The sequence below is a fragment of the Xanthomonas albilineans genome, from assembly GCF_009931595.1.
GTDB classification, from domain to species: domain Bacteria; phylum Pseudomonadota; class Gammaproteobacteria; order Xanthomonadales; family Xanthomonadaceae; genus Xanthomonas_A; species Xanthomonas_A albilineans.
On sequence record NZ_CP046570.1, the window covers coordinates 193659 to 208187 of the forward strand.

Genomic DNA, 14529 nt, shown 5'->3' on the forward strand with positions numbered 1-14529 from the left:
GGACGGAGTCGATAGCCTGCGTGTGGCGATGGTGTGTTGGTGATCAATATGTGTGTTCATAGCGTTGGCATATGCGCAAGTGTCTGCGTGCATATGGGGATTGCCAGCGAGCAGAGTTCGTCGGCAACATTCGCCGCCAGGCGAAAGCTTTGGCTTTTGTTTTGGCCTTGGCTCTCGCTCTGCCCTGAAGCTTCAAAGCAAAAGCTTCCGCTCACGCGGGTGACTTTTCTTTGCTTGTGCAAAGAAAAGTCACCAAAAGAAAGCACACCCCGCAGCGCTCCTTCCGCGCTACGCGCTCCAGGTTCGCAGTCACGATGGGCATTTTTCGACGGCACATTCATGTGCCGGCGAAAAACGACGCGCATCGTGCGCGTCGCCCTTCGGGTATTCACCCATCGTGGCTGCCGCGCCGAGGGGGCCCGGTCAGTCAAAAGCAAAACAGCAACAGCACAAGCAACAGCACAAGCAACAGCACAAGCAACAGCACAAGCAACAGCACAAGCAACAGCACAAGCAACAGCACAAGCAACAGCACAAGCAACAGCACAAGCAACAGCACAAGCAACAGCACAAGCAACAGCACAAGCAACAGCACAAGCAACAGCACAAGCAACAGCATGGCTGGCTCTTGCAGACATGGCCTGGTATGCGACCGCTTTCAGCCACGTTGAAAGGCAAGTCAAGCGCCCTCGCCTGCTCACATCCGAAATACTCCGAACCGACTCGGTTCCACCGGCGCATTCAATGCCGCCGACAACCCCAAGCCCAACACCCGCCGCGTCTGCGCCGGGTCGATGATGCCGTCGTCCCACAGTCGCGCGCTGGCGTAGTAGGGATGGCATTGATGCTCGAACTGCTCGCGGATCGGCGTCTTGAACGCGCGCTCCTCTTCGGCCGACCACTGCCCGCCCTTGGCTTCGATGCCATCGCGGCGCACGGTCGCCAGCACGCTTGCGGCTTGTTCGCCACCCATCACCCCGATCCGCGCGTTCGGCCACATCCACAGGAAATTGGGCGAGTACGCTCGCCCGCACATGCCGTAATTGCCGGCGCCGAACGAGCCGCCGATCACCACGGTGAACTTGGGCACCTTGGCACAAGCCACCGCCATCACCAGCTTGGCGCCATCCTTTGCAATGCCGCCATGCTCGTATTTGCGCCCAACCATGAAGCCAGTAATGTTTTGCAGGAATACCAGCGGAATGCCGCGTTGTGCGCACAACGCAATGAAGTGCGCGCCCTTGAGGGCCGATTCTGAAAACAGGATGCCATTGTTGGCGACAATCCCCACCGGATATCCATGCAGGTGTGCAAAGCCGGTAACCAGGGTGGTGCCGTAGCGTGCCTTGAACTCGTCCAGGCGCGAGCCGTCCACGATTCGCGCGATCACCTCGCGCACATCGAATGGCTTGCGTGGATCGGCTGGAATCACCCCGTACAGTTCTTCGGCCGGATACAGCGGCGGCTCCGGTGCGCGCAGTGCCAGTGCCGGAGTTGGCTTGCGCCAGTTGAGTTGGGCCACGATCGCACGCACGCGTGCCAGTGCCTGCACATCGTTATCGGCGAGATGGTCGGCCACGCCGGAAATACGCGTGTGGATATCGGCACCGCCCAGTTCTTCTGTGCTGACATCTTCGCCCGTGGCGGCTTTCACCAGCGGCGGTCCGCCAAGGAAAATCGTGCCTTGCTCGCGCACGATCACCGTCTCGTCGCTCATCGCCGGCACGTAGGCGCCACCGGCAGTGCACGAGCCCATCACGCAGGCGATCTGGGCGATGCCTTGCGCCGACAGGTTGGCCTGGTTGTAGAAGATGCGGCCGAAGTGGTCGCGGTCGGGAAATACCTCGTCTTGCAACGGTAGGAACGCGCCGCCGGAATCGACCAGATACAGGCAAGGTAGCCGGTTCTGCTGCGCGATCTCCTGCGCGCGCAGATGTTTTTTGACCGTCATCGGGTAGTAGGTGCCGCCCTTGACCGTGGCGTCGTTGGCCACGATCACGCATTCCACGCCGCAGACCTGGCCGATGCCAGCGACCACGCCGGCGCATGGCACTTCATCGTCGTACAGGCCCAGTGCGGCCAACGCTGCGATCTCCAGGAACGCGCTACCGGGATCGAGCAGGGCGTCGATGCGTTCGCGTGCCAGCAGTTTTCCGCGCGCTTGATGCTTGGCGCGTGCGGCCTCGCTGCCGCCCTGCGCGATTCGTGCCTGGGTACGCTGCAGGTCGTCCACAAGCGCGCCTAGCGCGGCGGCATTGGCGGCGAAGCTGTCGCTGCCGGGTTGCAATTGGGTCTGGATCGCAGGCATCGCAGAGACCGTGGAAGAGAGTGGAGGAAAAACCTGTCCTACAGGAACCGTCGGCGTTACTTGGTTTGCTCGAACAGCTCACGGCCAATCAGTATGCGGCGGATCTCCGAGGTGCCGGCGCCGATTTCGTAAAGTTTGGCATCGCGCCACAGGCGTCCGGTCGGGTAGTCGTTGATGTAACCATTGCCGCCCAGTACCTGGATCGCTTGGCCGGTGAGCCAGGTTGCTTTCTCGGCGGCATACAGAATTGCGCCAGCGGCGTCCTGGCGGGTGGTGCGGCCGGCGTCGCAGGAGCGAGCCACGGCGTACACATAGGCGCGGCAGGCATTCAGGCCCACGTACATGTCGGCCAGTTTGCCCTGCATCAGTTGGAAGTTGCCGATCGCTTCGCCGAACTGGTGGCGTTCGTGTACGTAGGGAAGCACCACGTCCAGCGCCGCTGCCATCAGCCCCAGTGGACCACCGGATAGCACCACGCGTTCGTAGTCCAGGCCCGACATCAGCACGCGCACGCCGCCGCCGACCTCGCCGAGCACATTCTCCGCAGGCACTTCGCAGTCCTGGAACACCAGCTCGCAGGTGTTGGAGCCGCGCATGCCGAGCTTGTCCAGCTTTTGCGCGGTGGAGAAACCTGGCATGGTCTTCTCGACCACGAACGCGGTGATGCCGCGCGCGCCGCCTGCCGGATCGGTCTTGGCGTAGACCACCAGCACGTCGGCGTCGGGACCGTTGGTGATCCACATCTTGTTGCCGTTGAGCACGTAGCGGTCGCCGCGCGCCTCGGCGCGCAGTTTCATCGAGACCACATCGGAGCCTGCGCCGGGTTCGCTCATCGCCAACGCACCGACATGTTCGCCGCTGCAGAGTTTGGGCAGGTAGTGCGTCTTCTGCGCGGCGTTGCCGTTCTTACGCACCTGGTTCACGCACAGATTCGAATGCGCGCCGTAGGACAGGCCGATGGCACCGCAGGCGCGTGAAATCTCCTCCATCGCCACCACGTGCGCTAGATAGCTCATCGCACTGCCGCCGTATTCCTCCTCGACGGTGAGGCCGAGCAGGCCTTGTTCGCCGAGCTTGCGCCACAGCGACACGGGGAAGGTGTTGTCGCGGTCGGCTTGCGCGGCCAGCGGTGCGATCTCGCGTGCGGCGAAGGCGGCGACGCTGTCGCGCAGCAGGTCGATCTCCTCCCCCAGGTCGAAGTTCAGTGACGGCATCAACATGCGGCAGGCTCCGGGGATGATGGGGGGGCGGCGGTACCGAGAATCCGAGCGGCACCGGCGACGTTGAAGGCATGCCTAGCGTAGCCGGGGGCGATAAGGAAGTGAGTGCGAATTCACAAATTGGACATAAAATCACGCTGTGTCCTACGGCTGTGCGCGGATGGAAGAATGCCTTGCCGGCAACTGTCAGCGCATTCTGTTGGCGGCGCGGCGGCTCATTGCCGCAGGCGGGTTCCGCGGCGCGCCCAGTCGCAATGGTCTGCGCGATAGCGAGCGGCTGGTGGAGGGGACCGTTTCTGCTTGCGCGCGCTCGCCAGCGCCTGAGCCGTCCCTGTCGGCGACAGTGGACTGTTGCGATGCAGCACGTTTGGTTTGCGCTCGTCGGCGTTGCCGGCGTGTCGTGCGGAGCAAACGCTGGCTATACTCGACCGCGTAGTGGCGGTCCGATCACCACGTGCCAAAGGGGTGTGATGTGCGGAATTACGACCTCGAATTTCTCAAGCGCTTCTCGCTGGTGATCGGCCTGCTGATGCTGATCACCCTGGGGTTGATGGCGTTGGCGTTCTACTTGCAGCGGGCGATTCCGCCGGAAGTGTCGCCAGTGGCGCTCAAGCGCACCGAGGAGCGCATCGCGCCGGTCGGCGCGGTCTACGCCGGCAGCACCGGCGCCGCGGCGCAGGCCGCCGCGCAGGCGGCGGCCCTGGCCAAGGCCTCGGCGCAGGCGGCTTACGGTGGCACCACCGATGGCAAGACGATCTTCAACAACCTGTGCACCGCCTGCCACACGAATGGCGTGGGCAAGGCGCCGACGCTGGACCACGCGCATTGGGATGCGCGCATCGCACAGGGTAAGCCGACGCTCTACAAGCACGCGATCGAGGGCTACAACGGTCCCGATGGCGGGATCATGCCGCCCAAGGGCGGCAACCCGGGGCTGACCGAAGCGCAGATCCACGCCACGGTGGATTGGATGTTGTCCAATCTGAAGTGACCTTGGCCTTGTGCCGGGCGGCGCGCGCCGCCGCCGGGTGTCGCATGCGTTTACACCCTGATTGCTTGAGGGTCACATGGATGCGCAACCTCATTATTCCTGCGGCGCTTATCCTTTCGTCATTATCAGGACGGCTTGCCCCGATGCCGCGGCATGGTAAAGATCAGCACGAAACGCCGGCAGCCACTCATGTGACCGGCTATGCAGCGGCAGCGCCGACCAGCCAGCGCTCCGGGACGAACTGGAATCCATGGCTGATTGTGACCAGCAAGCCCGTAATGCCTGGCAGGCGGATGGCGATGCCCTCGACTCGCAGGCGTTCGCCAAGATGCAGAAGGTGGACGCGGCCAATTTGACTTGCCTGCGCGCCGTGCTTTCAGCGCACTTCCCTACCGCCGCCGAAGTCGGCCAGGAGGGCGTGCAATCGGCCTGGCTGCTGCTTCAGCACGCAGATGCCGATCCCGCGTTACAGTAAAAGATGCTCAAACGACTGAACCCGTCGCATCTCCCTGATGGCATCGATCATAAGGCGTATTCGCTTCTGGTGGATCGTGTGCAGATCAATCTGAAACAGCCTCAGGTCTACGGTAGCCAGTTCCATCGGGTCGATAAGACCTGGGTGCCTTAGCCCCATCGATCATCCTGCCGATGTCGATCAACGGCGCCAAATTCTAGGGCTGATGCCCTTGCGACTGTGCGCGTGCGTGGTGGTCGCTGCGAGTACGTACAACAGCAATTGGTTTGCATCGGCGTGTGCGTCGTGTGCGTTTTGCTCAGGAACTGCAATGCCGCCGGTGCCGGCGCCAGTTCCACAGGTGGGCGCTGGCCAGGGCCAGACTGCCGGCAACGGTGATGCGGGTTTCGTTGTCTTTGCCGGCAAGATCGAGCGCACCGGTTAGCAAGCCAGCCAGCCCCAGTAAGGCCAGGGCCCACAGCGGCCAGGGCAGCGGCTCATGTTGGTGTGCGCGCCACAGCGCCAGCCCGGCCAGCGGCGCGGCGATGGCGACGAACAACAAATGCACCCACTCGGCCTGCGCCCAGGTGCCGAGCAGCGGCAGGGCTGTGGCCAGCAACGGTAATGCCAGGCAATGCAGCAGGCACAACCCGGACAGCAGCATTGCGGATGCATCGAGGAAGGGTTGCGGCAAGGATTTCACTGGCAACGGTTCGGGCACTTATTGCGTTATAGACTAACATTCTCAAGCGCACCTGAGCGCGTCTCACGCCGATGTCCGCCATGTCCATCTCCGCCGTCTCCGACCGCCGTCTTCCCGTCACCGTGTTGTCCGGTTTCCTTGGCGCTGGCAAGACCACGCTGCTCAACAACGTGCTGCGCAACCGCGAGGGGCGTCGGGTGGCGGTGATCGTCAACGACATGAGCGAGATCAACATCGATGCGGCGCTGGTGCGCGAGGGTGGCGCCGCGCTCAGCCGCACCGAGGAAACGCTGGTCGAGTTCAGTAACGGTTGCATCTGCTGCACTCTGCGTGACGATTTGCGTCAGGAGGTGCAGCGTCTGGCAGACAGTGGCCGTTACGACTACCTGCTGATCGAGTCGACTGGTATTTCCGAGCCGATGCCGGTGGCGGCGACCTTTGCCATGCGCGATGCCGATGGGCACGGTCTGGCCGACGTCGCGCGGCTGGACACCATGCTCACCGTTGTCGATGGTGTGAGTTTCCTGCGCGATTTCGCATCGGCCGAGCGTCTGACCGATCGCGGTCTGCAGGCCGGCGACGACGACGATCGCGGTCTGGTCAATTTACTGGTGGAGCAGATTGAGTTCGCCGATGTCATCGTGATCAGCAAGAGCGATCTGGCCGATACGGTCATGCTCGACCGCACCCGGGCGGTGCTGCGCGCACTCAACCGCGATGCGCGCATCGTCGAGGCCAGTCGCGGCGATGTGCCGCTGGACTTGGTGCTGGAGACCGGTCGTTTCGATTTCGTGCGTGCGCAACTGGCGCCGGGCTGGATGCAGGCGTTGCGCGGCGAACATACGCCGGAAACCGAGCAGTTCGATATCGGCAGCTTCGTGTATCGCGCACGGCGTCCGTTCCATCCGCTGCGCTTTGCGCACCTGACCCAGCGTGGCTTGCGCGATGTGATCCGGAGCAAGGGTTTTTTCTGGCTGGCTAGCCGCATGGATTGGGTCGGCGAATTGTCGATCGTCGGTCCGGCGATCCAGACCCAGGCCGCTGGCTTTTGGTACGCCGCGCGCGAGCGCGTGGACCAGGGCTTGCTGGAAACTCCGTTGGTGCTGCCGCCGTCGCCGCTGCCGTACACCGAGCTGGGTTGGCAGCGGCAACAAACCGCGTGTTGGAACGCCCCGCCGCCGCAGGCCGAGGAGGTTGGCGATGCGCGCGAATACGCCGCGTTGCGCGCCATGTGGCATCCGTTGTGGGGCGATCGTCGTCAGGAGTTGGCCGTGATCGGGGTTGGCCTGGACGAGGTGCGGGTGCGCGCCGAACTCGATGCCTGTCTGCTCGACGATGCCGAATTGCGGCAGGGTCCGGTGGCGTGGCAGGGGCTGGACGATCCGTTTCCTGCCTGGCGTCGCTGAGGCCGGAGCGGCGCCAGCACGCCGCATCCTCCAGTCAGGACAACCGCACGCCACGTGCAGGATCCGGTTCGAAAAAGAACGCTGCATGCATCACGTTCGCATGTAGTCTGCACATCGTCCCGGTATGATGTTGGGATGACATCTCCCGCTTTTCCCACCGCCTCTGCTGCGTTGACCCTGCACGGCCCGGCCGGTCCGATCGAGGCGGCCGTGGACCTCCCCGATGCCGATGTCGTCGCGTTGCCAGTCACCGCGATCGTCTGCCACCCGCTGTCCACCGAGGGCGGCAGCATGCACAACAAGGTGGTGACGATGGTCGCACGCGCGTTGCGCGAACTCGGCGTGTGCGTGGTGCGCTTCAACTTTCGCAGCGTCGGTGCTTCCGCCGGCAGCTTCGATCACGGCGTGGGCGAGCAGCAGGATCTGGCCGCCGTGGCCGCCTGGGTGCGCGCGCAGCGTCCGCACGATGCATTGTGGCTGGCCGGTTTCAGTTTCGGTGCCTATGTGTCGCTGCGCGCCAGCGCCGCGCTGCAGCCGCAGGTGCTGATCTCGATCGCACCGCCGGTCGGGCGCTGGGATTTTGATCGCGTGGCGCCGCCGCCGCAGTGGTTGGTGATTCAGGGCGATGCCGACGAAATCGTCGATTCACAGGCGGTATACGCTTGGCTGGAGACGTTGCCGTCGCCACCGCAACTGGTACGCATGCCTGATACCAGTCATTTCTTCCATCGTAAGCTGATCGATCTGCGCGGTGCCTTGCAGCACGCGGTCAAGGGCTGGTTGCCGGCGGCACAGGCGTGAGTTCGGCGGCAATACCGTCGCAGCGCTACGCCGATGGTGTGGCGCGCGGTGACTGGCGCGACGATCCGGCGCAGCATGCCGCGTTGGCCGAACTGGACCGTCTCCACAGGGTGATCGTGGACAGCGAGCAATCCGGCTGGCTGGATCGCATGGCGGCGTTCTGGAAGAAGTCCGAGCCGGTCCGTGGCTTGTACTTTTGGGGTGGAGTGGGGCGGGGCAAGACCTTCCTAGTCGATCTGTTCTACGATGGCCTGCCGATCGAGCGCAAGTACCGCACGCACTTCCACCGCTTCATGCGCGGTGTGCACGAGCGCTTGCGCGAGCAGGCCGGGCATAGCGATCCTTTGGCCAGGATCGCGCAGGAGTGGCGCACCCGCTTGCGGGTGCTGGTGCTGGACGAATTCTTCGTGACCGACATCGGCGATGCGATGCTGCTTGGACGATTGCTGGAGCGCTTGTTCGCCGAGGGCGTCACCCTGGTGACCACCTCGAACACCGCGCCGCAGAATCTCTACCTCAACGGCCTGCAGCGCGCGAGCTTCCTGCCAGTCATCGCGCTGCTGCAAAAGTACTGCGTGGAGTTGTACGCCGAAGGCGCCGAGGACTACCGCATGCGCGCGTTGACGCGCTCGCCGGTATACCGCACGTCGTTGGTCGAGGAGGCCGACGCATGGCTGGAACAACGCTGGAGCGAGCTGACCGGCAACGCCGAGGCGCGCCGCGGCAACATCGAGATCGAAGCGCGCAAGATCCCGGTGCGTGCACGTGGCAAGAGTATCGTCTGGTTCGATTTCGCCGCGTTGTGCGAGGGGCCGCGTAGTCCGAATGATTACATCGAAATCGCACGCGAGTTCACCACTCTCCTGCTCGGCGGCATTCCCCACTTCGGTCGCGGGAACGAAGACGCGGCAAGGCGCTTCGTCAACCTGATCGACGAGTTGTACGACCGGCATGTCAATCTGGTCTGCACGGCGCAGGACCCGCCGCCGCTGCTGTACACCGGTGAGCGCCTGGCCGGCGCGTTCGAACGCACCGCCTCGCGCTTGATCGAAATGCAGAGCGCCGAGTACCTGGCGGCCGCGCACCGCGGCTGAGTGCGGCGCATCCGCGCCGCCTGGTAACAGCGGGCAGCATGGACCTGCGTTTTCCCATAGAGATGCCGCTGTCTGGCAGGTGGCGCGGATGCAGTGGGTGTCGTGCGCCGGCCCGGCGGCGCCCTGCGGCGGCGGGCGACTGACCGTCCATGGCCTGGTAGCTGCGCCGCCCACACGACGCAGTCGCGTGGATCTGCCCGTCGCGGCATTGCATTAGTGAGGATTGCATCGCATAAATATCGCTTGCTATTAAATAGCGTGCTATTTATCATGTGGCACATGAACCCGCTCCCCTCCACTGCCGCCACCGACCTGCTCCGGCTGGACAACCAGTTGTGCTTCGCGCTGTATTCGGCCAACTTGGCGATGCACAAGCTCTACCGGGGGTTGTTGCGCGCGCTGGGCCTGACTTATCCCCAATATCTGGCGATGCTGGTGCTGTGGGAACAGGACCAGCGCAGTGTCTCGGACATCGGCGAGCGCCTGTTCCTGGATTCGGCCACGCTGACCCCATTGCTCAAGCGCCTGGAGACGCTCGGCCTGCTGACCCGCCGCCGTGCCGCCGAGGACGAGCGTCGGGTGGTGGTCGCACTGACCGAACGCGGTCACGCCCTGCGCGAGCGGGCGCAGGTGTTGCCGGAGCGTGTGTTGTGCGCGGTCGCCTGCGATCTGGAGCAACTGACCCGTTTGAAACACGAACTGGAGGACGTGCGCGGCAAATTATTGGTCGCGTCTTGAGCGTCGCCTGCGTTCAATTCGCCGATTTTGCTGCGTCCTACTCGGTGTTCGACTCTCTCCATCCCTGACGCTACGGCGTCGTCCTTCGTAAGGAGTATCACCATGGCTTCACCGACCACCATCGCTTACACCGCCACCGCCACTGCCACCGGGGGCCGCGACGGCCGCGCTGTGACCCCCGACAAGACGTTGGACGTCAAGCTGTCGACCCCGCGCGAACTCGGCGGCGCCGGCGGCGACGGCACCAACCCGGAGCAACTGTTCGCGGCCGGCTATTCGGCCTGCTTCCTCGGCGCGATGAAGTTCGTCGCCGGTCAGGACAAGCTCAAGCTGCCGGCCGAACCGACCATCGAAGGCAAGGTCGGCATCGGCCAGATCCCCGGTGGCTTCGGCATCGCCGTGGAACTGCGCATCGCGGTGCCGGGCATGGAGCGTGCGGCGCTGCAATCGCTGGTAGATAAGGCGCATCAGGTATGCCCGTACTCTAATGCCACCCGCGGCAACATCGATGTGAATCTGATCGTGGTCGATTGAGTCAGGGGTGTCCCGACCCGTCGCACGGCGGCGGTATCCGGCACTGCGATGTCCTCTGCCCGTGGCGGTAGCGCCGGGCAGACGTTTGTCCCTTGCAGCGGGCGGCCATCGGCCGCCCGCTTGCGTTGTGCGGACAGCCCGCCGCATCCCCGTTTTGGCTCCGTTCCTTGGTTGTTTCACAAGGTCATCACGGCCTCGATCCTGGTGATGGAGGCGGGTGACGCAGGCAAGCCATTGGCAGGCTTAGCTTTTCGTGATTGCACCTACATTTAGCGTTGACGTCACTATTGCACCCCACTATCTTGGGGTTGTCGGTTCCTGCGGCACCTCGCCACGGGATCAAAAGGGAAGCCGGCGTGGCGTGTGAGCGCCAACGTCGGTGCTGTGCCGCAGCGGTCATTGGGAACGATCCTTCACTGCCTGAGGCTCCCGCCTTGGCGAGCGACGGGTTCGGAACTGCCCAGTCGCCGCGCGGCCTATCAGCCCGAAGACCTGCCGACAGCCGCGTGAAGCACACCGCGTGGCGCCGACTTTAGTGTCTCCGGGGGGAGATGGTTGGTGTAGCAGATGACCGCTCGCAGGCGCCGCCTGCGCTGCTGCTTCTCCGCGACACCGTATCCCTCCGCCGATTCGGTCGGACCGCTGCCTGAGGGGGGGGCGGGTGGCTGTGTGCATCACGCTTGGAGACACGTTCATGAGTCAGACCCACAGCCTGCCGGCTGCCGCTTCCATCGACGACACCGTCGATTCCACGACCGCCGCCGCCATCGCGCAGCCCACCACGGCCAGCAGCGAGCCGAGCAACGATCAGCGCGCCGTCACCTGGATCGTCAAGGACGGCGGCAACCGCCGCATGGCCTTCGACCGTTCGCGCCTGCAGCGCACTTTGGATCGGATCCACGCCGAGTTCCCGCAGCTGGATGTGAGCGACTACGAGCGCAAGGCGTTCGCTTTCATCGAGAAGAAGGAAAGCCTGTCCGCCGACGAGATGGTCGACTACCTGATTCGCGAAGCCGAATCGCGTGTGGACATCGCCACGCCGGAGTGGGAGTACTTTGCCGCGCGTCTGTACCTGGATCGCCTGTACAAGCGCGCCAGCAAGAACCGTTTCTACGATGCTGGCGAGAAGTACGGCTCCTACGTCGGCTTGCAGGAAAGTCTGGCCGATCGCGGCGTGTATTCGATCAACATCCTCAAGAATTATTCCAAGGAAGAGCTGGCCGAGGCCGGCCGGATGATCGATCCCGAACGCGACAAGTTGTTCGCCTACAACGGCCTGTACCTGCTGGCGACGCGCTATCTGGCCACCGACAACTCGCGTAAGGTCTACGAACTGCCGCAGGAGCGCTGGCTGACCATCGCGTTGTACCTGATGCAGGATGAAAAGCCGCGTGAGCGGCGCATGCAGTTGGTTGGCGAGGCGTACTGGGCGCTGTCCAACCTGTACATGACCGTCGCCACCCCGACCCTGTCCAACGCCGGCAAGATCGGCGGGCAGCTGTCGAGCTGCTTCATCGACACCGTCGACGACAGCCTGCAAGGCATCTACGACTCCAACACCGACGTGGCGCGCGTGTCCAAGCACGGTGGTGGCGTCGGCGCCTACCTGGGCTACGTGCGCTCTTCCGGCTCGGCGATCCGTGGGGTCAAGAACTCTAGCGGCGGCGTGGTGCCGTGGATCAAGCAACTCAACAACACCGCTGTGTCGGTGGACCAGCTCGGCCAGCGTAAGGGCGCCATCGCCGTGTACCTGGACATCTGGCACCGCGACATCGAGGCGTTCCTGGATCTGCGCCTGAACAACGGCGATCAGCGCCTGCGCGCGCACGACGTGTTCACCGCGGTGTGCGTGCCGGATATCTTCATGGAAGCGGTCGAGCGCCGCGGCGAGTGGTATCTGTTCGACCCGTACGAGGTGAAGGAGGTCAAGGGCTGGTACCTGCAGGATTTCTTCGACGAAAAGCGCGGCGAAGGCAGTTTCCGCGCCAAATACGAGGAAGTGGTGGCCGACGAACGCATCGGTCGCAAGGTGGTCAAGGCCATCGACATGTTCAAGCGGATCATGGTCAGTCAGTTGGAGACCGGCAACCCGTTCATGTTCTATCGCGATGAAGTCAATCGGATGAACCCGAACAAACACCAGGGCATGGTCTATTCCAGCAACCTGTGTACCGAGATTCTGCAAAACATGAGCCCGACCCGGGTCATCCAGGAGATGATCAGCGGCGATCAGATCGTGACTACCAAGCAGGCCGGCGACTTCGTCGTGTGCAACCTGTCCTCGGTGAATCTGGGGCGCGCGGTCACCGCACAGCCGGATCTGCTGTCGCCGGACATTCTGGAGAGGCTGATCCGCGTCCAGGTGCGCATGCTCGACAACGTCATCGACCTCAACGACCTGCCGGTGCCGCAGGCCACCATCACCAACCAAAAGTACCGCGCGATTGGGCTGGGCACCTTCGGCTGGCACCACTTGCTGGCGCAGAAGGGCATCGAGTGGAACTCCCGTCAGGCCGAGGATTACAGCGACACGCTGTACGAGCGCATCAATTACCTGACCATCCAGGCGAGCTTGGCGCTGGCCCAGGAAAAGGGCGCCTACAAGGTGTTCAAGGGCAGCGACTGGCAGAACGGCGAGTACTTCAGCAAGCGCGGCTACGACAGTGCGCAGTGGCAGGAACTGGCCGCGCAGGTGAGCGTGCATGGCGTGCGCAACGCCTGGATGGTGGCGGTGGCGCCGAACATGAGCACCGCGCAGATCGCCGGCTCCACCGCCTCGATCGACCCGATCTACAGCGCGTTCTACTACGAAGAGAAGAAGGACTTCCGTCGCCCGGTGGTGGCGCCGGGGCTGACCGTGGACACCTATCCGTACTACGAAAAGGGTGCCTACAAGGTCGACCAGTTCGCCAGCGTGCGCCAGAACGCCCGCCGTCAGCGCCACGTCGATCAATCGATCAGCTTCAACTTCTACGTGCCCAGCGGCATTCGCGCCGGCACGCTGCTGGACTTGCACATGACCGCGTGGAAGGAAGGCCTGAAGACCACTTACTACGTGCGTTCCAACGACATCGACATCAGCGAATGCGAGTGGTGCTCCAGCTGATCGCCGGCGCCTAGCGCCCAGCGCCGTGCGTGCCAGGGATGTCCCGGTGCGCGTGGAGTGTTTCCGTCGCGCCGCATGTCGGCGCCGTTCACCCGATTTCCGAAGTAAATCTCATGGCCATCGCGCTCGATCGCATCAAGATTCTCGAACCGCTGCACCCCAACCGGTCCACCGGCATCATCAACGGCACCACCAGCGGCATCCTCAACTGGAACGATATCCCGTACCCGTCCTTCTATCGGGCGTACAAGGAACTGTCGACCAACTTCTGGATCCCCGACGAAGTGGACATGAAGGGCGATGCCAAGCAGTACGGCGAACTGTCGGCGCGCGAGAAAAACGCCTACGACTCGATCATCGGCTTGTTGGCCACGCTGGATTCGCCGCAGACGCGCTTCATCTACAACGTCGCCGAATACATCACCGACCCGGCCGCGCACGCCAATGCCGCGATCATCGGCCAGCAGGAGGTGATCCACAACGAGAGCTACTCCTACGTGTTGGCGTCGATTGCCGGCCTGGCCGACCAGAACCGCGTGTTCGAAATCGCGCGCACGCATCCGACCATCGTCGCGCGCAACCAGCCGATCATGCAGGCCTACGACGACTTCATGCGCGAGAAGACCGCCGAGACCCTGCTGCGCTCGCTGATCCAGTCCTCGATTCTGGAGGGCATCAACTTCTATTCCGGCTTCGCCTACTTCTACAACCTGGTGCGGCAGAACCGCATGACCGGCACCGGCAAGATCATCAGCTTCATCAACCGCGACGAACTGGCCCACACCAAGTTCATCAGCGAGCTGATCCGCGCCATCATCGGTGAGAACGCCGAGTTGCAGACCAACGAACTGACCGACTACGTGCACCAGGCCTTCGAACATGCGATCCGCTTGGAGACCGAGTGGTCCTCGGAAGTGCTCGACGGTATCGAGGGCATCGACGTGGACGAGATGATCCAGTACGTGAAGTACCGTGCCAACAAGATGTCCGGCATGCTCGGCATCGAGAAGCTGTACACCGGCGCCAGCGACAACGTGATGCCTTGGATCAAGGCCTACGCCGACAACTTCACCGAGACCAAGACCGACTTTTTCGAGATGCGCAACGCCAGTTACAAGAAGACCAACTCGGACAACGGTTTCGACGACCTGTAAGCGGACTGCGCGTGGTCCGC

The 14529-nt window shown here is 63.4% G+C and carries 15 protein-coding genes and 1 riboswitch; of the genes, 10 read left to right on the forward strand and 5 right to left on the reverse strand.

Translation table 11 applies throughout. From position 1 onward, the window contains the following. Positions 1 to 56: 56 nt before the first annotated feature. The 4 genes from XaFJ1_RS00755 to XaFJ1_RS00770 form a co-directional block, all read right to left on the reverse strand. Complete coding sequence (locus tag XaFJ1_RS00755) at positions 57 to 365, reverse strand: hypothetical protein (RefSeq protein ID WP_155393845.1); 309 nt, start codon at positions 363 to 365, stop codon at positions 57 to 59. Positions 366 to 427: 62 nt separating this feature from the next. Next, on the reverse strand, positions 428 to 619 hold the full coding sequence (locus XaFJ1_RS00760; RefSeq protein ID WP_161525127.1) for a hypothetical protein: 192 nt from the start codon (positions 617 to 619) through the stop codon (positions 428 to 430). Between the two features lie 78 nt (positions 620 to 697). Next, a complete protein-coding gene (locus tag XaFJ1_RS00765) occupies positions 698 to 2308 on the reverse strand; it encodes a carboxyl transferase domain-containing protein (protein ID WP_012914713.1) in 1611 nt (536 codons plus the stop codon). 56 nt (positions 2309 to 2364) lie between these two features. Beyond that, positions 2365 to 3528, reverse strand: a complete 1164-nt coding sequence (locus XaFJ1_RS00770; protein ID WP_012914714.1) for an isovaleryl-CoA dehydrogenase — start codon at positions 3526 to 3528, stop codon at positions 2365 to 2367. Positions 3529 to 4000: 472 nt separating this feature from the next. Here XaFJ1_RS00770 and XaFJ1_RS00775 point away from each other — a divergent pair, with 472 nt between their 5' ends. The 3 genes from XaFJ1_RS00775 (at position 4001) to XaFJ1_RS00785 (ending at position 5147) form a co-directional block, all read left to right on the forward strand. Then, positions 4001 to 4519: a c-type cytochrome gene (locus XaFJ1_RS00775; RefSeq protein ID WP_012914715.1), complete on the forward strand. Its 519-nt coding sequence runs from the start codon at positions 4001 to 4003 to the stop codon at positions 4517 to 4519. Positions 4520 to 4769: 250 nt separating this feature from the next. After that, on the forward strand, positions 4770 to 4994 hold the full coding sequence (locus tag XaFJ1_RS00780) for a hypothetical protein (protein WP_012914716.1): 225 nt from the start codon (positions 4770 to 4772) through the stop codon (positions 4992 to 4994). A 3-nt stretch (positions 4995 to 4997) separates the two neighbouring features. Continuing rightward, on the forward strand, positions 4998 to 5147 hold the full coding sequence (locus XaFJ1_RS00785) for a hypothetical protein (RefSeq protein WP_012914717.1): 150 nt from the start codon (positions 4998 to 5000) through the stop codon (positions 5145 to 5147). Positions 5148 to 5292: 145 nt separating this feature from the next. On the opposite strand, the gene XaFJ1_RS00790 is transcribed toward XaFJ1_RS00785, so the two are convergent. Next, a complete protein-coding gene (locus XaFJ1_RS00790; RefSeq protein WP_187388430.1) occupies positions 5293 to 5637 on the reverse strand; it encodes a MerC family mercury resistance protein in 345 nt (114 codons plus the stop codon). A 119-nt stretch (positions 5638 to 5756) separates the two neighbouring features. Between XaFJ1_RS00790 and XaFJ1_RS00795 the strand changes: the two genes are divergently transcribed. The 7 genes from XaFJ1_RS00795 (at position 5757) to XaFJ1_RS00825 (ending at position 14509) form a co-directional block, all read left to right on the forward strand. Beyond that, positions 5757 to 7082, forward strand: coding sequence for a GTP-binding protein (locus XaFJ1_RS00795; protein WP_045757137.1), 1326 nt, complete (start codon positions 5757 to 5759; stop codon positions 7080 to 7082). 135 nt (positions 7083 to 7217) lie between these two features. Beyond that, positions 7218 to 7883 (forward strand): alpha/beta hydrolase, encoded by a 666-nt coding sequence (locus tag XaFJ1_RS00800; protein WP_012914720.1) that lies wholly within the window; start codon positions 7218 to 7220, stop codon positions 7881 to 7883. Beyond that, a complete protein-coding gene (gene zapE, locus XaFJ1_RS00805) occupies positions 7880 to 8977 on the forward strand; it encodes a cell division protein ZapE (RefSeq protein ID WP_012914721.1) in 1098 nt (365 codons plus the stop codon). Before XaFJ1_RS00800 ends, zapE begins: the two co-directional genes overlap by 4 nt. A 279-nt stretch (positions 8978 to 9256) precedes the next feature. Continuing rightward, positions 9257 to 9715: a MarR family winged helix-turn-helix transcriptional regulator gene (locus XaFJ1_RS00810; protein WP_045756649.1), complete on the forward strand. Its 459-nt coding sequence runs from the start codon at positions 9257 to 9259 to the stop codon at positions 9713 to 9715. Positions 9716 to 9817: 102 nt separating this feature from the next. Next, positions 9818 to 10249, forward strand: a complete 432-nt coding sequence (locus XaFJ1_RS00815; RefSeq protein ID WP_012914723.1) for an organic hydroperoxide resistance protein — start codon at positions 9818 to 9820, stop codon at positions 10247 to 10249. 295 nt (positions 10250 to 10544) lie between these two features. Further along, a riboswitch (cobalamin riboswitch) is annotated at positions 10545 to 10763 on the forward strand. Positions 10764 to 10943: 180 nt separating this feature from the next. Beyond that, positions 10944 to 13355 (forward strand): ribonucleoside-diphosphate reductase subunit alpha, encoded by a 2412-nt coding sequence (locus XaFJ1_RS00820; protein ID WP_012914724.1) that lies wholly within the window; start codon positions 10944 to 10946, stop codon positions 13353 to 13355. A 113-nt stretch (positions 13356 to 13468) separates the two neighbouring features. Continuing rightward, a complete protein-coding gene (locus tag XaFJ1_RS00825) occupies positions 13469 to 14509 on the forward strand; it encodes a ribonucleotide-diphosphate reductase subunit beta (protein ID WP_012914725.1) in 1041 nt (346 codons plus the stop codon). The last annotated feature ends 20 nt before the right edge of the window (positions 14510 to 14529 follow it).